Source organism: Streptococcus oralis subsp. tigurinus, from assembly GCF_002093575.1.
Taxonomy (GTDB): domain Bacteria; phylum Bacillota; class Bacilli; order Lactobacillales; family Streptococcaceae; genus Streptococcus; species Streptococcus oralis_CH.
The window spans coordinates 20947-37521 of record NZ_LNVH01000004.1 but is presented as its reverse complement, the minus strand read 5'-3'; the positions used below and the strand labels follow the sequence as shown (position 1 = coordinate 37521).

The 16575-nt window shown below is 41.4% G+C and carries 24 protein-coding genes; all 24 read right to left on the bottom strand.

The features are described 5' to 3' along the window. Positions 1–10: 10 nt before the first annotated feature. The 24 genes from acrIIA3 to ATE37_RS05145 all read right to left on the bottom strand — a co-directional run bounded on the left by acrIIA3 (position 11) and on the right by ATE37_RS05145 (position 16569). On the bottom strand, positions 11–400 hold the full coding sequence (gene acrIIA3 / locus ATE37_RS05255; RefSeq protein ID WP_084868235.1) for an anti-CRISPR protein AcrIIA3: 390 nt from the start codon (positions 398–400) through the stop codon (positions 11–13). Positions 401–550: 150 nt separating this feature from the next. Continuing rightward, on the bottom strand, positions 551–1285 hold the full coding sequence (locus tag ATE37_RS05250; protein WP_084868234.1) for a DUF3553 domain-containing protein: 735 nt from the start codon (positions 1283–1285) through the stop codon (positions 551–553). Between the two features lie 81 nt (positions 1286–1366). Continuing rightward, entirely contained in the window at positions 1367–1672 is a 306-nt protein-coding gene (locus ATE37_RS05245; protein ID WP_084868232.1) for a hypothetical protein, read from the bottom strand. Positions 1673–2069: 397 nt separating this feature from the next. After that, a complete protein-coding gene (locus ATE37_RS05240) occupies positions 2070–3056 on the bottom strand; it encodes an N-acetylmuramoyl-L-alanine amidase (protein ID WP_084868230.1) in 987 nt (328 codons plus the stop codon). 5 nt (positions 3057–3061) lie between these two features. Continuing rightward, on the bottom strand, positions 3062–3391 hold the full coding sequence (locus ATE37_RS05235; RefSeq protein WP_084868229.1) for a phage holin: 330 nt from the start codon (positions 3389–3391) through the stop codon (positions 3062–3064). Positions 3392–3394: 3 nt separating this feature from the next. Further along, complete coding sequence (locus ATE37_RS05230) at positions 3395–3694, bottom strand: hypothetical protein (protein WP_084868227.1); 300 nt, start codon at positions 3692–3694, stop codon at positions 3395–3397. Positions 3695–3704: 10 nt separating this feature from the next. Continuing rightward, the gene (locus tag ATE37_RS05225) at positions 3705–4313 is read right to left on the bottom strand and encodes a hypothetical protein (protein ID WP_084868226.1); all 609 of its coding nucleotides are present in this window, start codon (positions 4311–4313) and stop codon (positions 3705–3707) included. Continuing rightward, positions 4300–4512: a hypothetical protein gene (locus tag ATE37_RS05220; protein ID WP_084868224.1), complete on the bottom strand. Its 213-nt coding sequence runs from the start codon at positions 4510–4512 to the stop codon at positions 4300–4302. Before ATE37_RS05220 ends, ATE37_RS05225 begins: the two co-directional genes overlap by 14 nt. Beyond that, a complete protein-coding gene (locus ATE37_RS05215) occupies positions 4509–7583 on the bottom strand; it encodes a tail fiber domain-containing protein (protein ID WP_084868223.1) in 3075 nt (1024 codons plus the stop codon). The genes ATE37_RS05220 and ATE37_RS05215 overlap by 4 nt, the downstream gene beginning before the upstream one ends. An 8-nt stretch (positions 7584–7591) precedes the next feature. Continuing rightward, positions 7592–7942 (bottom strand): DUF6711 family protein, encoded by a 351-nt coding sequence (locus ATE37_RS05210; RefSeq protein ID WP_084868221.1) that lies wholly within the window; start codon positions 7940–7942, stop codon positions 7592–7594. Between the two features lie 11 nt (positions 7943–7953). Further along, positions 7954–11193 carry a phage tail protein gene (locus ATE37_RS05205; RefSeq protein ID WP_084868219.1) on the bottom strand — a complete coding sequence of 1080 codons (3240 nt, stop codon included), beginning with the start codon at positions 11191–11193 and terminating at the stop codon, positions 7954–7956. Then, positions 11194–11535, bottom strand: a complete 342-nt coding sequence (locus ATE37_RS05200; protein WP_084868218.1) for a hypothetical protein — start codon at positions 11533–11535, stop codon at positions 11194–11196. A 50-nt stretch (positions 11536–11585) separates the two neighbouring features. Next, positions 11586–11975, bottom strand: a complete 390-nt coding sequence (locus ATE37_RS05195; protein ID WP_084868216.1) for a DUF6096 family protein — start codon at positions 11973–11975, stop codon at positions 11586–11588. Between the two features lie 3 nt (positions 11976–11978). After that, positions 11979–12392: a phage tail tube protein gene (locus tag ATE37_RS05190; RefSeq protein ID WP_084868214.1), complete on the bottom strand. Its 414-nt coding sequence runs from the start codon at positions 12390–12392 to the stop codon at positions 11979–11981. A gap of 3 nt (positions 12393–12395) precedes the next feature. Then, complete coding sequence (locus ATE37_RS05185; protein WP_084868212.1) at positions 12396–12764, bottom strand: hypothetical protein; 369 nt, start codon at positions 12762–12764, stop codon at positions 12396–12398. After that, positions 12761–13273, bottom strand: coding sequence for an HK97-gp10 family putative phage morphogenesis protein (locus ATE37_RS05180; protein ID WP_084868211.1), 513 nt, complete (start codon positions 13271–13273; stop codon positions 12761–12763). The genes ATE37_RS05185 and ATE37_RS05180 overlap by 4 nt, the downstream gene beginning before the upstream one ends. Beyond that, entirely contained in the window at positions 13248–13586 is a 339-nt protein-coding gene (locus tag ATE37_RS05175) for a hypothetical protein (protein ID WP_084868209.1), read from the bottom strand. Before ATE37_RS05175 ends, ATE37_RS05180 begins: the two co-directional genes overlap by 26 nt. Continuing rightward, positions 13567–13878: a phage head-tail connector protein gene (locus ATE37_RS05170; protein ID WP_084868207.1), complete on the bottom strand. Its 312-nt coding sequence runs from the start codon at positions 13876–13878 to the stop codon at positions 13567–13569. Before ATE37_RS05170 ends, ATE37_RS05175 begins: the two co-directional genes overlap by 20 nt. Before the next feature lie 8 nt (positions 13879–13886). Continuing rightward, the gene (locus tag ATE37_RS05165) at positions 13887–14090 is read right to left on the bottom strand and encodes a hypothetical protein (RefSeq protein WP_084868206.1); all 204 of its coding nucleotides are present in this window, start codon (positions 14088–14090) and stop codon (positions 13887–13889) included. A gap of 10 nt (positions 14091–14100) precedes the next feature. Then, on the bottom strand, positions 14101–14955 hold the full coding sequence (locus ATE37_RS05160; protein WP_084868204.1) for a N4-gp56 family major capsid protein: 855 nt from the start codon (positions 14953–14955) through the stop codon (positions 14101–14103). A 21-nt stretch (positions 14956–14976) separates the two neighbouring features. Next, positions 14977–15546 (bottom strand): DUF4355 domain-containing protein, encoded by a 570-nt coding sequence (locus ATE37_RS05155; protein WP_084868202.1) that lies wholly within the window; start codon positions 15544–15546, stop codon positions 14977–14979. Between the two features lie 103 nt (positions 15547–15649). After that, positions 15650–15817 (bottom strand): hypothetical protein, encoded by a 168-nt coding sequence (locus tag ATE37_RS10760; protein ID WP_156916953.1) that lies wholly within the window; start codon positions 15815–15817, stop codon positions 15650–15652. A gap of 193 nt (positions 15818–16010) precedes the next feature. Next, on the bottom strand, positions 16011–16304 hold the full coding sequence (locus ATE37_RS05150) for a hypothetical protein (protein WP_084868200.1): 294 nt from the start codon (positions 16302–16304) through the stop codon (positions 16011–16013). 49 nt (positions 16305–16353) lie between these two features. After that, positions 16354–16569 carry a hypothetical protein gene (locus ATE37_RS05145; RefSeq protein ID WP_084868199.1) on the bottom strand — a complete coding sequence of 72 codons (216 nt, stop codon included), beginning with the start codon at positions 16567–16569 and terminating at the stop codon, positions 16354–16356. Between the last annotated feature and the right edge of the window lie 6 nt (positions 16570–16575).

Here is a 16575-nt window from a genome sequence, read left to right as displayed (position 1 = left end):
TTTTTGCTCTTTATGCTGCTACTTCCATGTGCAATTTTACTGCACGCATAGCTAGTGACCACACGCTAGTTCCTGACCAAGCTTCTTTTTCCATGTTTTCAACGTTTGTCAATTTTGTGTAAGCGTCCATTTCAAACGCAACACCCAATTTCTTGCAAGCCCAGTCCCAAGCTTTGACTTCTTCAGATGTTTCAGCGTCAGCATATTTTTGGTTAACACGTTCAACCACTTCTTTTTCATGTGCCCATGCTTCTTTCAAGCAGTCAGCAAATGAAGCATATTCGAAGTATTCACGACCTGAAAAGTCTGCATATTCAAAGTCACAGATTTGGTAGTTACGGTTAAACATTTCCCAAGCGTCTTTCATGATTCCTGATTTGTCATAAGTTACTTTTTTCATTTTTGTTTTCCTCTTTTTTGTTTTATTTATCTTACAAGTATAGTATATAACATTTGTTATATATTGTCAAGAGAAAACACTAAGAAATTTAAAATTTTTTATTTAAAAAGATAGCAAAAATTTTAATCAACCAGCTTAAATGCTGGTTGATTAAAATTCTAAGAGATTGCTATCCACAACCGCTTCAAGCGCTAGCGATTTTTGGCCCTTATCTTCAAAATCAATAGTGATTGTGTTGTCTTTAACTTTTATCACTTTGCCTTTCCCGAATGATGAATGTTTAACTGTTGAACCTACAACGTCCCTGTGAGACTCAATCCATTCTTTGACTTTCTCATTTTCTTCTTGATCTTGTAGAAGACCAGACTGTTTCATAAGTTTAACTGCCTCAAAATATCCATCTACAAATGTCTGTTTGAAATCTGACCTCATAGACAATTCTGAACGTTTTACAGGCTCACCCAGACTTATCATTAGTTGAATAGCTTTCAAAATAACGTCATCAGGGGCGTTGCGACTATCAAGTTGCCCGCAAACTGCGTCACCATATACTCCGTAAAAATGGCCATCTTCGCCACCATGGCCGTAGATATCCATGATGTTACTTGTACCAAGATTGCAATATACTGAACCATCATCATTTACGATAGCGTATGCTACATCGTTATTTTTAATTTCTTCAAGTAGTTGTTTTGCTTTTTCCATTTTTAGATCCTTCGCATAGTTTGTCAATTTGTATCCCGTCTCTATTGTGAGATTTTCAACGCTTCTTTTTTTATTGATTAAAGCTGAAATTGTTGGTTGGGCAACTCCGCTCATTTTTGAGATCTGATAACCACTGGCATTTTTCAATAGCCACTCAATTTGCTTTGTATCTACTTTCATGTTATACTCTTTCTAGGCGGTCACTCTGCCGCCTTATTTATCTTACAAACCCCCTCATTTTTTGAGGGGGTATTTTTATTGTTATTTGCCAAATCTCGCTACAAAAAGTCTGTGATATAATTCGATATCATCTCTTGTAACATCAAGCAATTTCCCGTGTGATTTCTTCACGTCAACATATTTAGCAAGTTCTTCCACATCACGCATATTGCTGATGTCATATCCTGCGCGCAACAAGCCGTAAAGTGCGCTGTGAATTTCTTGCAAGTTATTATCAGGAAATTCAACAATTTTTTTAGATAAGTTGAACATTTTAGTTGATGTTCCAGCTTCGTTGCGAATCGCGTTTGTCCAGCGTTGTCCAAGAATCATGTGTCCGTTTTTCATTGTAAGTTCCTCCGTTTTTTGTTTTATTTATCTTACAAGTATAGTATATAACATTTGTTATATATTGTCAACACTTTTCTTTAACTTTTTTTAAATTTTTTTCCTAAACAAAAAATGCGCCCGAATCGGGCGCCACCTCCTTAAGAGGTTGTGTGCGGTTAGACCTTATTCTCACTGTTCGAGAACTAAAATACAACCCCAATCTATTATACTATGATTTTTAAAATGGATTGTTATGAAATGCTAGTGAGAGCTAGCGTTTAGAAAAGTAGGTATTTATTAGAATATCTATATTATATCACATTTTATTCCAGAGCAAACAAAAAAACCGCAAGCATAAGCCTGCGGTTACAATTCGAACAATATTTTAGAAATTTTCCTTTCTATTTTTAAAAAATTATTTTGTAGTGATCAAGCCATTAGGCTCAACAGTAAACTCTGGCTTATCTGCCATTGTTCCGTCTGATTTAAGGTAGTACCAGCCAGAACCGTCTGCCGACTTAATGAACTGTTTGGACTTCATATCGCCATCTTTTGCATCGAGATAGTACCAATGGTCCTTGTATTTGACCCAGCCAGTGGCCATCTTACCATCTTCTTTGAAGTAGTACCACTTGTTAGCAATAAGCGCCCAGCCAGTGGCCATTGCTCCACTTGGAAGCAAGTAGTACCAGTGCTCGTCTGAATGCTTGTGCCAATCGTTAGCCTTCATGTAACCGTTGCTGTCGAAGTAATACCAGACATCGTCAATCTTCTGCCATTCATTCGTTGGGTAGCTTCCGTCTGCATTGACATACCACCAACCAGTCGCATTTTTCTTCCAACCTTCCTGGTTGTCCTCATTATCGAGCATTTCTTGGACAGTTGAACCGAGCGACTGATAATGCTTGATTTTAGCAATCACATAGTCACGCAAGCTATCATTGTAGCCACCGTGCAACTCCAAAGAACGAGCAGGGCATGATGTGCTTGAAAATTCATTGTGAAACTTGATATTTGAATAATTCGGAGTATCCCCGTAATAAGTCATATCCTCGGCCATTTGGCGCAATACCATGTTTTCGTTCTCGATAAACTCGGCATCTGATGCGCTGAGTTGCTGGCATACTTCATAGCTAAGAGAGTTCATGTTAGCATCGTAGTTAGCAGCAGACCATGAGCCATTAAACGTGTCTTCGACTCGCACGATTGCATCTCTTGTGATGTAATAATGTGCGAAACCAAGTTCAGCCTGGCCATTGTCATATCGTGACTGGAGCCATTCGATGTAGGCCTTTGCACTTTTTGAGCCAGCGTCATTATGTAAGACATAATATTTCGGACGTTCAGTTGGACGGGAGCCTGAAATTCCATTGAAGATTGTATGGTTAATGATTTCTACCATGTTTGCTACTCCTTCCAGGCTTCATTCATCTGCTTAACAGCTGACTCGACGAATGTATCAAGATCGCGGTCAGTCATACTGATATTGTATTTTGTAAGCTCAGCACGGATTTTAGTGCGGGCTTGCTCCAGCTTCTCTTCACCCTTATAGCCAGTTTCTGAAGCAACCTGCTCCACTGCATTGACCGCATTTTTAGCAAGGATTTCAACAATCTTAATTGTCTTTTCTCCACCTTTTTTGATGAGAAAATCCTTAATAGATTTGACTGCGATGCCTGCCAAAATGGTCAAGATTCCAGTAGCTGAAGCTACAATGATTTCTGTAATTTGTTGCATGTGTTATTCTCCTTTTTCGATTTCGTCCATGCGGTCGTTCATGCGGACCATTTCTTTCTGAATGTCTCCGACCGTATGTGTAATTGTCGTTAATTCTGTAGTGGTTTTTTCAAGATGAGTCATCAAACGCTCTTCTCGTCTGTTAGAGTCGGTCTTTGATTGCTCATGCAAATCCATAATCTTCTTTTCTCGCTTGTCCGAAGTCTTGATAAGATATCGAATGATGATAAAGAAAAGCAAAATAAACAAAATCGCCCAAGCTACCTGACTTTGAGCGATTCTTTCAGCTTCTTCAATTGGCATATAACCTCCTCTACTCAATTCTTGGCATGACCACTGTCAGAATGCCCTTCTGCAGCATCTCAGCAAGAGGTTGCTCTTTCCAAGTATATCCCTCTGACGGTTGCATTTGGAATTTCAGGATCGTTGGTGTTTCCTTCGGCCACTTCGGATTCGTATCGTACGGATAAGGCATTGATACGATGTCGTCGTTCGTATAACGACGGTCTTTAACAAGAGGCTTGATGAACTGCGCAACTTTACTGTAAGTGTTCGTTGGCATGCCACCATTCTGACCAATCGCAAGCGCAATGAGAACTTCAGTAATTGCTGAGACGTTATCAAGGTTCTCTATGTTAGCAGTCAAGTCTGTATTTGTTTTCGCAAGAGTCTGTACTGCTTGTTTAATCTCAGCTTGCGCCTTCACGATGGCGCTTCCTGGGTCTAGCTCTGCCTTAATGATATCCAGCACCGCTTGAATCAAGACGTCCTCTTGCTCATTCGTACGGTCACCTGTTAGCTCACGCATGTTCGTACTGTAGCGAGTCCCATCTTCTAAACGAATTTCAACTACTGTCTTTAGATTATCTCCCAATCCTCGTGTGTAAGGCTTGCCTACAAGCTCATAGTTATTGATTGCCATTTGTCATTTTTCCTTTCACTTCTTCAAATTTCGCTTTGAGCTCTTCATCTGATTCGATGATTTGCTTCATCTGCTCAAGTTCCATCGCAGTCACTGTGTAGAGGGCTTCGAGCGTAGCCGATTGAGTAGCTTCTTTGCTGATTTTTTCGCTAAGCGACTTAATCGCTAGACTGCTTATTTGTTGGTTTTGTTCATTCATGCTGTTTTCTCCAATTTCTGTATTTTTTGATTGAGTTCTTGAATGGCCTTGATAAGATAAGGCACAAGTTCAAATGTTCGATACGAGTATGCACCGTCAGGATTTTCATAAAAGGCTTCAGGAGCATATTTCTGGACATCTTGCGCCATAATACCGCAAGAAATGTCCTCAATTTTGCCATCGTACTCTTTGCGATAGCTGTACGTCTTCAGCTTCTCGATAACATCGAGACCTGAGACTGTACTAGCTTTGATATTTGACTTGTAGCGACGGTCTGATATTTCTTTATTCATAGGAATCCAGTCGTATCTTTCATAGTTATCGTATAAATATAAATATCCATTGTTTGATGCAATTTTTTTGTAGTTGTAAGAATATATCCAGTGCCCCAACGAACCATTATTGATAAATTTTATGTTACCGCTAACCTGAAGATCTCCATGCACAATCGGTTCATTCCAAAAATGAGCTGTATTATAGCAGTGCATTTCACCAGTATTTTTTACGAACCATGCTTTATTTCCTGGCTGATTCCAATTGTCTCCCCAATTAACCCAAAGAGAGGTTTGATTGTATCTTCCTTTTCCAGAAGAAAGACCAACATCAAAATTATTTTGTCCTGTTAGCCAGTAAGTTGACGGATCCTTATCATGTGTACCGATTTGGAATCCACCAATCTTACCTTTGAAACCTTCAAATAAGGTCGCAGATACTACTACTGACCGAAGTTTGTTGATGAAGGCTTCTTTAGCAGCAAGAGTATCTGTAAAAATATCGCTTGAAACGAACATTCGAGCCATTGCTTGGTCCATGATGAGCTTGTCAGCTGTGATAGTCCTTGAACCGATAATTTCAGCGTTCAGCTTAGCAAAGTTACCCTCGCCTACAAATAACCGCTTGAAGTAACCTTGAATAGCGGTCAATTCATCAAGCAAGGTCTTACCTTTCAAACGGATTTTCTCAGCTTCAATCAAAATTTGATTGTTCGTTGCATTGATTTGCGAGACGATAGAGCCAGCGCTAGTTAGGTTCTGGACGGCCCACGAGTCAGCAAGTTGATTTTGAACAGTACGAACAGCTTCAGACATATCATCTAGTTGACTAGCTTTATATCCGTTAGTTTGAGACGCCCTAACAAGCATAATCTCTTTAATTTCAACCCAGCCATTTTTGGCTAAGTAGAAATAAAGTGGATAAAGTTCGCTATTCCCAAACTTAAAATCTCTGCTGATAGTGTACGTTTCGTTGAACTCTTGCCAACTGCTTGAGACTGCAGTTGAACTCGTTGCTACATCTGAAGCTAAAATTGTTTCATTCGTTCCGTGATTTTTAGCAACAACCACGAAATTATGGTCTAATCGTCCCATAATTCGATACTTAAAATTAAGAGTATATGTCTCTCCTCTAGACATTCTATCGATGTAGAGTGGTAGTGTGAATCCCGCGAATGTATATCCTGAATTACCAGTACATCTAATGCTAAATATACCGTTATTCACGAATACTCGCTTAGTATTGCCTTCATTGACTAGCGTATGCCTGTCCATCGACTTCGAGCGGACAATTAAGTTATTATCACTTCCAAGGCTTTTAGCAACTTCAACCTGGAACAGCTGATTTGTCAAGGCCATGCGAGCGACTTTATCCGCAATATCCGACTCGCTACTACCAATTATTCTCTCATAAAGCTGATTGGTTTCTTTCACTCGCTGAAATTCGACGAGGTCAGCCTTGCTATCAAGCTGCCGTCTCACTTGCTCACTGATTTGCTTCGCTTCCTGAGCGAGTAAGCTACTTGCACCAACGTTTCGCAAGGCTTCATCAGCCCTGCGCTTGACCTCTTGCAATGGACCGTTATCAAAGCTATTAAGTCGCTGGTCAATGGTGTCAGAAAGTTGACGCTTGACCTCTTCAGTTTTTGCTTTTGCCAGTTCGACCTGATCACTAAAATCTTTCTTAATTTTCTCGACTTTCTTGTCAAAGCCTTTGTCCGCTTCTTCAATTTGGTTTTGAATTTGTTTCTCAAATTCGCTGAATTGCTCAATTTTCTTCGTGAGCGTTCCTGCATACGAATACTGCGCATCATTGCCTGCCTTACTGTCTGCACTGATACGACCACGAAGACCGCCTTTAAAAGTGAATGACTGGCTCAATACTGGAGATTTGAAGGCTTCGCCGGTGTTGGTCTTGATAGTCACCCATTCACCCACGTTAAGCAAGAGGTGCCCCTGGTAATTCAAATTAAACGGATAATAGCGAATATCCTTGATTTTGTGATAGAGATTATCCAAAATCGATTGAGACATGAACAGATTATCTAATTCTAACGAGCGACCCGTGCGCATTCCGACCGTAAGTAGCTCTTTATCTTTCTTGCAGATTATCCCTGCAATCTGATACTCGACTTCGCTTTTAGTCAATCCGTGCATAAAGTAGCTATCTGCTGTAATCGTGATACCCGAGTCAGTCAATTCCTTAATTTCAAGTTTCCCTTCTCGATTGAAAAAACAAGACATTCCGAGCATTTGAGACGCTAGACTCAAGACGTCTCTGAATGTCATTTTCTTGTCTTTAGGAATATTCTCAATTACATAATTCATGGATGCAATATCCATGTTTTCGTTCGCAAGTTCTACACCCGTTTTCAGACAAATCTCTTTGATGACTTGCCTGATTTCTGCCGGATAAGTCAAGTCTGTGACATGTTCACGATTGAATTTGAACATTCCGTCCATAAGGTCGAGCTTGGTCGTTTTACGGTTTCGGTCAATTTCAATATCATTGATGAAGTATTCACCCATTTTGACCCATTCGTAGGTTCCGTCTACCAAAAGTCCGATTTCAGGGTAAATCTTGTCTAGTTTATTGAAATTGGTAATGATGCTTGTAAAGACGATTTTAGCACTACCTGCGCATGTTCCACCGGGCTTGTAAGTATCACCTTTAATAAAACCATAATCAAAACTTGCTTCTTTGATATCACTCGACTGATACCGTCCTACTCTGATGGCAAGGGTGCGGTTCTTAGCAAACATTGCTTCATCGAATTTCTTACGTCTGAATATATCCATGTTCTACCCTACCTTTCTACCAGATTAAATTTAGCGCCTGACCAGGGCTTGAACTTCTCGGTAAACGAATAACTTGGAGCCGTTCTATCTCCAACATAGAAAGTCCCTGTTGTCTGACCTCTTACAGGGTCGGGATAAGAGACTTCGAAAAAGACCGCTGAGACGGCATTTAAAAGCTTACTCATTTCATCTTGAGTCAGCATGCCCCATTCACAATCTAACTTTCGCTTGGTCGTGATACGGTCACGGACCATGTCTCCGTTAGCGTTTCGGCCTGTTTCTCCGTCAATATCTTGGATTCCGACTTGAAAAGATTTGGGAGGCTTAACAGCCACCCCGTTGATAATTAAGCGTGCCATTTTACCTCCCTTTAAATGTTAAGCAAGACTTGTCCTGCACGTTCTTGTTCTTTGTTGATTTCTTGGATGGCCACACGACCAAATTCGTGTCCACCAATCATGATGACGATGTCGCCGCTACCGCTGATGCCTCCGGATTGTGGCAAGCCACCGCCCAAGGCATTGACTACCGCACCACCTACTATGCGACCCATAGTCTGCAAGAATCCAGTGTTTTCAAGAGGCATAACAACCTCTTTACCAGCTTCACCAATCATGGCCACAGTCGGACTATCGACGATACCACCACGGGCAAGGCGAGGGAGACTTACATAGCCGATACCGCCAAGGGATACGCCAGGTATTTTGTTAATCATGCCAATAACACCGTTAATCATACCGATAAAGCCATTCACCACATTTTCAATTGTGCCGAGAACCGCATTAACTGCGCTCTTGAATGCGCCACCTACTGCATTCCCGACCATTTGACCGGCATTCACGAAGATGTTCTTAACCGTGGTCCACACGCCAGAGAAGAAGCTACCAATCGTGCTGAATGCGTTCTTGACTGCTTCAAATGCAGTCTTGAAGATATTTCCGAACCACGTTGCGACGTTTGAAAGTGCAGCCGTCACGTCGTTCCAGCGTTCACCAAACCAAGTTCCAATTGAAGAGAATACATTCGTTAGCGCATTCCAGGCTTTCTGGAACATGTCACCAAACCATTTAGCTACGTCTGCTAGAACGGTTGTGATATCGTTCCAACGTTCACTGAACCATTCGCCAAGCGGTGTGAAGATAGCCACGATCCCATCCCAAATTCCTTGGAAGATTGCTATAATCGTATCCCAGATAACTTTCAAAACTGCTACTGTTAAATCTAACAAAGCTGTGAGAAGCGTTGATAGGATGTTCATGATAGCATCACCCGTTTCGGTGAAACCATCAAAAATCTTACTCATATCACCCGTAAGGATACCAGTGATGATATCAAATACGCCTTTGAGGAAGTCGGCCACGCCCCCAAGTATATCAGCGACTGTGTTGAATAATACACGGAAGACTTCTCCGATATATTCAAGGGTTGGAGCTAGAACTCTCGTCAATTCCTCAACGATAAAGCCAATTACTGGTGCAACGTAGGCCGTGATGACTTGTGACATTTCTTGAAAACTTGCGACCATCTCCAAAATCTTTTGAATAAATGGAGAAATATGTTTGCCAATTGTATCTGAGAAACCTTGACCAAGCTTCTCTATAACGGGTTGGATGTAATTATTCCAACCCTTTACAAACAAACTGATAATGCCTGATATAGCTTTCGTCGATGATTCAATCGATGGACGAATGTAATTATCATACACACGACTGATTGAGTCTGACAGGTCATTGATTGCTTGTTCCGCACTCTCAAAAACAGGAGCAATTGCAGACAATGCATTTGAAAAAGCCTCGGCAACGCCAGGCATGTTATCCGTAACAATCTGTTCAATGCCTTGTAGTAGGTCACCGCCGAGTTTAAAGCCAATCTCCACGATGCTAGCTTGAATAGTTAAAACAGCAGACACAATCGAACTTCCAATACGAACAGCGCCAGTCGATGTTATGACGTCATAGAAGCCATCTGCAAACGCCTGAGCAATGTTTCCAGCCGATGCAAACATATTGCCCGTATTCTCGAATTGTGCCACAAGCGAGCGAATAATACGCTCTTTTTGGCGACCTAAGCCATTTGCAATGCTTTCAGCAAGAAAGACACCAATGCCAACTCCAACCGTGCCGATAGAGCCTGCAATTTGTCCTAGCGCATAAGCGATTTTTTCGGTCATTCCATTAAAAGCATTGGCTACCCGTGGATCAGTAGCAATTTCTTCAAGTGTAGTCTTGATTTGACCAAGACCAATCTTAATACGTTCTAGACCTTCAGCTCTGAATGCAGCAGTGAAGCCTTTGCTAAAGAGGTCTGTTAAACCTTTCAGTTTATCTCCTAGACCGTCGAAAATGCTCTTGAATTGGTTATCCATGTCGGTTAAAGCTACTTCTGGCAAGATGTCTTTGAAAGGTCCACTACCGCCTTTACCTTTCTTACCTTTGCCTTTACCTCCACCGCCACCAGAACCGCCAGAGCCTCCGTCGTCCGAATCGTCCTTCTTGTTCAAGAGCGTGATTTCGTCAAAACCGGCTAGTCCAAGCAATTCTTTGACTGCTTTCTTAGCATTCTTAGCTGAATCTCCAAGGTTGTCAGCTAGACCTCCTGAAGCATCATCAGCATCACCCATGGCATCTGCGAGGTCACCTGCACCAGATGAAGCATCTTGTAAGGCTCCGTTCATGTCACCGACTGCGCCCGCCACACCGTCCTTCACAGTCGCTTTCTTGTTGAACATTAAAGCGATAAACTCAGCGAGTTTAGCGGTCACGTTCTTCAAGACCATAGCGAACGAGTTCAAAACTGGCATAATAGCATTGATGATCGGCAAGAAGGCGTTACCTACGTTTAAAGCAGCATCCTTTAAAAGTGATTTAAACAAGCTAATGCGTCCGTTGACAGACTGTGACAAGGTCGTGCCATACTTAGCAGTCGCTTGTTCCAGGATAGCCATAAGTCGGATTTGTTGCTGAGTTTGATAATCTAGCTGATCCCAACTTTGGCCATTTGCAAAGCGCTTGAACGCTTCAGTAGATTGAATCATGGCCACGTTGACGTTGATTCCTAAATCTTCGATTGCTTCCGTGTTACCTAGCAAACCTGAGCGAATGCGCTCCATGACGTCTGTAATGCTACGTCCTGAACCTTCAGCTACAACTGCCGATGTTTGAAGCATCTTAGCAGTATATGCACTTAGCTTGTTAGAATCCTTGATAAAGCCAGAAAATAGGTTTGAATACACTGCCCCGTATTTTGTCGCTTCACCAACGCCCATATTCATAGCGTTTGCATTATCGTTGACCCATTTTAAGAATGTCTGTGAGCTCTCGCCCATTTGACGCTTGATTTGGTTAATCGATGCCGTGACTTCAAGAGCCATCTGTGTAGAGTACATGCCGACGTCTAACAATTTCTTGCCAAGATAAGCAAAACCAGCGAATTTGGCAAGTTTACCAAACACGCCTAGCATTGAGCCGGACTGCGCCTTGATTTTGTCGGTTGATGACTGTACTTTGTTAGAGGCATCTTTGACCTTATTCTCGACTTCTTTCATCTTGTTTTTGAAAGGTGCGATTTCAGCGTCAATCATAACCTTGAGCTCGTCAAGAGTAACTCCCATCTATTCTCCTTTCATTTTCAATTTTCGGTTATGACTCTCAGCAAACATGCGCATTCGTTCCTTGTGCAATCTCAATTCTTGAGCCAATCGTGCTTGTTCAACTTGCTCTTTTTCTTTTTCAAAAAGTTCAGGAGCATAATCCCATACTTCAAGCGGTTTAGCATCTTTTGAAAGCAACATAGACACATTGTTCGCAATCATTTGCGAAAGTCTGTAAGATTCAATGATTTTTTCTTTTTGTTTTTGAATTGTGACACGATTATAGCTTTCAATCATGTCTCTTATTTCAAGTACCGTTAAATCCCAAAAATCGAGAGGCTTGCCCCCAATGTCCAAAAACATCGGGTATAACCTCTCGACCATTTCTTTTACTGATTGAACCGTAGTCTGTTTTACTCGACTACTTCCATTTTGGCTTTGGATTTCTTGGGAGTTTTCTTGCTTGCCTTCTCCCGTGGCATAAAACCCGATACTTGAAGCATCGGCAAGATAACATCTGCCATGAATGCCGCTTGATCTCCACCGTTATCGACGTAGTCATCGTATAGGTCGGATACATCTTCAAATGAGAGTCCATGCTCGAACTTTTGAAGTGCACCATGGGTCAACAACAACATGACTTTTAGAGGTGGCAAAGCAAAGGCTTCACCTTCAGCGGGCATGAACACTTTGAGCAAGTTTGCTCCGATTTTTTCTTCAACTTTCGTCGCTTGTAAAGAGGTGAGGCGGAGTTTTAACTCCTTATCCTCACTAACTTTCCAAATTGCGTATGGTAGAGCCATCTATTAACCTCCCAATCCGTCTGTAAATGCAAGTTCGGACTGCAATGCAATCTTGAGTGTAAACTCGATAACAGAGTTCACTCCGCCACCGCCCAATTTAACGGACACTTGACCTTCAAATGTGACCTTAGTACCATCTGGGTAGGTTTGCTCGAAGAAGAGTTTCTTCTTGCTGTCCGCTGCCTTACGCAAGACACGATAAGGAGCGTTTTCGCTTGAGTTATCATAAGCGAATTTGTACTCAAGTTCCCCAGCATCACCAATACCAAATTCATATTTTTTAACCTTGTCTGCAAGAGTCGTATTCTCGACTTTTTCAGGTTCAATACCAAATTCAGGTACTTCTTTCAAACCTACAAGGTTTTGATAATCGCCTTTAGTTTCGCTAAAAGCAAGCTTAATTCCGTTTGCTAACATGTATTAATTCTCCATTCTATACTGATAAACCAATTGTGAATTCAGGTCAACGATTCCTTCGAAGCGCATCAACTTGTGACGCAAATGCGATGGATCAGGCACGTCTTGACAATCTGTTCTTCGCAATCCCAAAGATGCGAAGATTTCATTGATTTTGACTGCTAAATCGCTTGTGCTGTCTTTGTCGAAGATATCCACTTTATATCTAATATGCGACTTCTTCTCTTGGTCGTCGAACCATTCACCCGGTTTATTTTGTTCTTCCAAAAAAATGACGACTGGGACATTCTCCCAATCGTCTGGATAAGTATCGGTCACATTATCTGCGACCTTTTGCAATTCTTTGTAAATTAAAGGCTTGATGTTAATCATTTTATCTGTTCTCTTATCTTTCTACTAACGTATTTTGAGATGTTACTTGACACACGGTCATGGTTATCTTTCAAAGCAGGATACAAGTAAGGTTGCGCAGGCTGACCATACATCTTGTAGAACTCCCCTCTTTTCGCAAAGTGGTAAGGCCCTACATTGATTTGGTCTTCATGCACATACCACGGACTAGAGCGATAAGACACACTCACTTCTGGCGATATGCCAGAATGGTTCTCTTGCCCTTTCGGACCCGTTCCAAGTTCGACATATGCGCCATGGTCTGAGTTTGTAAAGACTTCGCTCGATATCTTGTTGCCGTTTACTTTTAATCGCACCCTAATGCTATTTCTCAACTCGCCCTCATTCGCAGGCGCCCTGAGTTTCGCTTCAGCCTGTACAACTGTTTTAGCAGCATGCAAGACCGCTTGTCCTATTATCTCGTTACTCTTTGCACCGTATAACTTACGGCATTTAGCGATTAAGCTATCTGCTCCGAGTAAACCTGACACGTTCTAACTCCAAAACTTGATGATGACTGTATACTTTCTTTGAGATAACCCGATGCGTGACCTCTGCCTTGCTATCGATACAGACACCGTCTTTCACGTTGATGTCTGCACTCTTGCTCGCATTTGCGTTCAAGATATCGTTGACTCGGTCACCGTAAATCTCAGATTGTAGCTTGCTTGTCGCTGGCCACAATTCAAGTCTTACTTCTTCAACCTCATCCGCATACCCTTCTTTAGCAACCCCCTCATTTGTTACGGTTTTCTTGAACCGCTTGAGGTTATATGGCTTCAGTCTACTCTTTTTCAAAAACATGACCTGCCACCCTTGCTAATCGATGCATCCGAATACGCTGTAAAAGGCCCGTAGACAATCCGTTTTCGCCATAGGTGACAGATATACCACCTTCGCTCCTAGATTGCTCTCCCTCACTTCCAGAGCGATTGTAGAGCTCAATCACAAGTTCAGGTAGCAACCTGTTGAGCGCAGGCGTCAGCTTATCTCGGTTCGTTTCAGATAAAATGATATTTTCAGCCCTTAAAAGTAAAGACGAGAGGACTGTCTCGTCACTCTCGCCCGTCAATGATTTTAGTTTTTCAAGTTCCATAAGACCTCCTAATCGTAAGGAGTCGTCTCGTCTCCTTGGGTTTCGTTTCCTTCAATGATTTCGACAACGTCTGCAATATCGACTGAGAACTCGCTCTTGAGATTGTGTGACAATTCGCTAAAACGCTCATCTGTCATCTCAAAGACATCATTTTCTTGTCGTCTCACTTTCGCTTGCCAATCATTGAACGCTTGCTTGACTCTGACTTTCATAGGTCAGACCTTATTTCTTGATTTCAGCAAGCACGACTTTAGAATCGTCAGAAACGGCTACTGTGTAAAACTCGTCAATTGAGATTTCAGTAGAACGTTTCAAAGACTTGCGGTCAACTTCAACGTTTGGATCGCGTTTGAGATAAACGGTCAATGCCGGGGTATCTTTTTCAGTTTCGTCATCATGAGTAAGTTTGATGATTGGACATGTGAAGAATGCGCTAGTTGAGTCAAGGGCAACTTTCTTAGTCGCAACGATGCGAGTATTAGCAATCATACCAATTTCACCAGTCATTACGACCTGGTTTGGATACTTATCCGCTGAGATGAAATTTGGATCTTTGCGCAAAGTTGTGACTTGTTTTGGATTGACAAACATAACCTTTTCAGTATTGACTTCTTCTTCAAACAAATCAATAGCATCAACGATTACATCGTAGCTGATTGCTTTTGTTTTTGAGTCAAACTTACGAGTGTTTGTTTTCAAAAGAGCATCCATTGCATCGTTGTCAATTTTAGATGCGATTGAGAGTGCAAGTTGGTTTTCAGCATTGCCAACTGGATCACCATAACCTGAAAGAACTGCTTCGTCTGTCAACTCAACTGCCTTCATAGCCTTCTTGATTGTAGCGGTCTTAGTAGATGTTCCGAGAACAACAACACCAGCTTCCACACCTTCGTTTACATCTTCAGCATCACCGATATATGTGTAAGATGGAACTGTGATTGTGTTTCCTGGTACGCCTTCAAGCGTGCGGTCGATAGCTGCAAATGGAATTACTTGCAATTTCTTTGGTAGTTTAGCTGCAATCATATCTCCCATCACTTCGGGATTTACGAGATTTGCGATTTTAGTTTGTGCCATATATTAAATTCTCCTTGTTAGTTAATTCAAAAATGAGTTATACAATTCAGGGTTCGATTGCTTCAATGCAGCCTTTTCTGAATGGCTCATTTGGAAAAATTGAGCTCTTGAAAGCCCTGTTGATTGCTGTGGCGCAGTCTTAATAGGTGCGCTACCTTTCATGCGGTCAGATACGCCTTTCTGGACTGCATCCTCCCACGTTTTCTGAATGCTTGCGACCGATTCAGTCACGGCTTCAGCGTTTGACAAATCAACCACGGCCACTAATTCAACTGGTAAGCCACGTTCACTTAGCATCGTCTTAGCCTCTGCGGTCAATTCCTTGCGAGCAATTGCTTGTTCACGATTAGCTAGTTCTTGCTCACGCTGATCTAACAAATATTCTTGTTTCTGGTCAGCGTTCATCTTGGCAAGCTTCTTAGCTTCGTTTTCCTTGGCTTCTTGCTCAGATTTCCACTTAGCAAATTTCTTATCGATGATAGCATCGACATCTGCATCCGTGTACTTCTTCTCGTCTTGCAGTTGTTGTGCAGGTTCTGCAGGCACCTTTTGTTCTTCAACCGTTTCGACTGTTTGTGTTTCTTCGTTCATTGCGAACCTCCTATTTTTAAAGTCGTCCCCGACTGTATAATTCCATGGCTTTTAGTGTCGTCAATGCTCGGACAAAATTAAAACCGTACGGAATTCCATACGGTTAGGTTTCTATTAAGATAACGTCTCCAATTATGACTGAAACTCTTTTAACTTCTAACTCACAATCAAGAAAGCAACAAGGGTAGTCGCCCTCTAATTGTTTACCGTGATGTTCAACAGTCACATAAGACTCTTTCTCTATCACTTTGCAAAGTTCTTTCACTTTCATTGTTAAACTCCTTACTTCAACTTATAGCAGTCTATTCCTGCAAGTCAAGATGTCGGATCACCTACTTTCTGTTTTTGAAACCTGTTAAAATCGCAAGAATAATTCCTGCAATAATCACGAATAACCCCAAAAATACCAACCACCCGAAGGCGATTAGTACCCATTCCCAGATGAACATACTTTTTACTCCTTTCTATACATCCTCTTGAGGTTTAGCATTCTTTTCTACCCATTTTTTGAAAGCGTCAAAAGTATTCATGTTTTTAAACTCCAAATACTTTTCAACTTCGTCAATGGCTTCATCAACTTTATCGTCGTGAAAACAGTAACCGTTACCTGATAAATCAAAAATTTTATTTTGTTTTTTCTTATCGACAATCCACAACTCCTCACCATGCCAAGCGCTCTGTGGGTCGTAACATTTATTAGATCGAATTTCAAGGCCATTACCTTCAATCAATTCTATCAACTTTTTGTACTTATTCATCAAGCTCTCCTTTCTGAACATAAAAAAGCACTTAGAAAACTCTAGGTGCTTAATAAATTCTGTCGTCGTAATCAATCGGTTTTTCAAATGCTTCATTTTTTTTAATGCACGAATCCACGACTGAATTATATTTTGAAATAGCTTCCTCGTCTACCTCGAAAGGGATTATCAAATATACAGGAAAATCTTCGCCAAAATGAGACTTGTATCGCTCGCTGATTTTTTTGAATTGATTATAAATTTTTTCATTCTTCCAAAAAAACATCCTGAC

Bases quoted from the DNA above. Each gene is read 5' to 3' on its own strand.
- ATE37_RS05240 (WP_084868230.1), bottom strand. From the start codon at position 3,056: ATGGTAGAAATCATTAACCATACAATCTTCAATGGAATTTCAGGCTCC.
- ATE37_RS05190 (WP_084868214.1), bottom strand. From the start codon at position 12,392: ATGTTAGCAAACGGAATTAAGCTTGCTTTTAGCGAAACTAAAGGCGAT.
- ATE37_RS05165 (WP_084868206.1), bottom strand. From the start codon at position 14,090: ATGAAAGTCAGAGTCAAGCAAGCGTTCAATGATTGGCAAGCGAAAGTG.
- ATE37_RS05250 (WP_084868234.1), bottom strand. From the start codon at position 1,285: ATGAAAGTAGATACAAAGCAAATTGAGTGGCTATTGAAAAATGCCAGT.
- ATE37_RS05175 (WP_084868209.1), bottom strand. From the start codon at position 13,586: ATGTTTTTGAAAAAGAGTAGACTGAAGCCATATAACCTCAAGCGGTTC.
- ATE37_RS05245 (WP_084868232.1), bottom strand. From the start codon at position 1,672: ATGAAAAACGGACACATGATTCTTGGACAACGCTGGACAAACGCGATT.
- ATE37_RS05205 (WP_084868219.1), bottom strand. From the start codon at position 11,193: ATGGGAGTTACTCTTGACGAGCTCAAGGTTATGATTGACGCTGAAATC.
- ATE37_RS05210 (WP_084868221.1), bottom strand. From the start codon at position 7,942: ATGGCACGCTTAATTATCAACGGGGTGGCTGTTAAGCCTCCCAAATCT.
- ATE37_RS05185 (WP_084868212.1), bottom strand. From the start codon at position 12,764: ATGATTAACATCAAGCCTTTAATTTACAAAGAATTGCAAAAGGTCGCA.
- ATE37_RS05220 (WP_084868224.1), bottom strand. From the start codon at position 4,512: ATGAATGAACAAAACCAACAAATAAGCAGTCTAGCGATTAAGTCGCTT.
- ATE37_RS05155 (WP_084868202.1), bottom strand. From the start codon at position 15,546: ATGAACGAAGAAACACAAACAGTCGAAACGGTTGAAGAACAAAAGGTG.
- ATE37_RS05160 (WP_084868204.1), bottom strand. From the start codon at position 14,955: ATGGCACAAACTAAAATCGCAAATCTCGTAAATCCCGAAGTGATGGGA.
- ATE37_RS05230 (WP_084868227.1), bottom strand. From the start codon at position 3,694: ATGCCAATTGAAGAAGCTGAAAGAATCGCTCAAAGTCAGGTAGCTTGG.
- ATE37_RS10760 (WP_156916953.1), bottom strand. From the start codon at position 15,817: ATGAAAGTGAAAGAACTTTGCAAAGTGATAGAGAAAGAGTCTTATGTG.
- ATE37_RS05170 (WP_084868207.1), bottom strand. From the start codon at position 13,878: ATGGAACTTGAAAAACTAAAATCATTGACGGGCGAGAGTGACGAGACA.
- ATE37_RS05200 (WP_084868218.1), bottom strand. From the start codon at position 11,535: ATGTTTTTGGACATTGGGGGCAAGCCTCTCGATTTTTGGGATTTAACG.
- ATE37_RS05215 (WP_084868223.1), bottom strand. From the start codon at position 7,583: ATGGATATATTCAGACGTAAGAAATTCGATGAAGCAATGTTTGCTAAG.
- ATE37_RS05235 (WP_084868229.1), bottom strand. From the start codon at position 3,391: ATGCAACAAATTACAGAAATCATTGTAGCTTCAGCTACTGGAATCTTG.
- ATE37_RS05195 (WP_084868216.1), bottom strand. From the start codon at position 11,975: ATGGCTCTACCATACGCAATTTGGAAAGTTAGTGAGGATAAGGAGTTA.
- acrIIA3 (WP_084868235.1), bottom strand. From the start codon at position 400: ATGAAAAAAGTAACTTATGACAAATCAGGAATCATGAAAGACGCTTGG.
- ATE37_RS05225 (WP_084868226.1), bottom strand. From the start codon at position 4,313: ATGGCAATCAATAACTATGAGCTTGTAGGCAAGCCTTACACACGAGGA.
- ATE37_RS05150 (WP_084868200.1), bottom strand. From the start codon at position 16,304: ATGAATAAGTACAAAAAGTTGATAGAATTGATTGAAGGTAATGGCCTT.
- ATE37_RS05145 (WP_084868199.1), bottom strand. From the start codon at position 16,569: ATGTTTTTTTGGAAGAATGAAAAAATTTATAATCAATTCAAAAAAATC.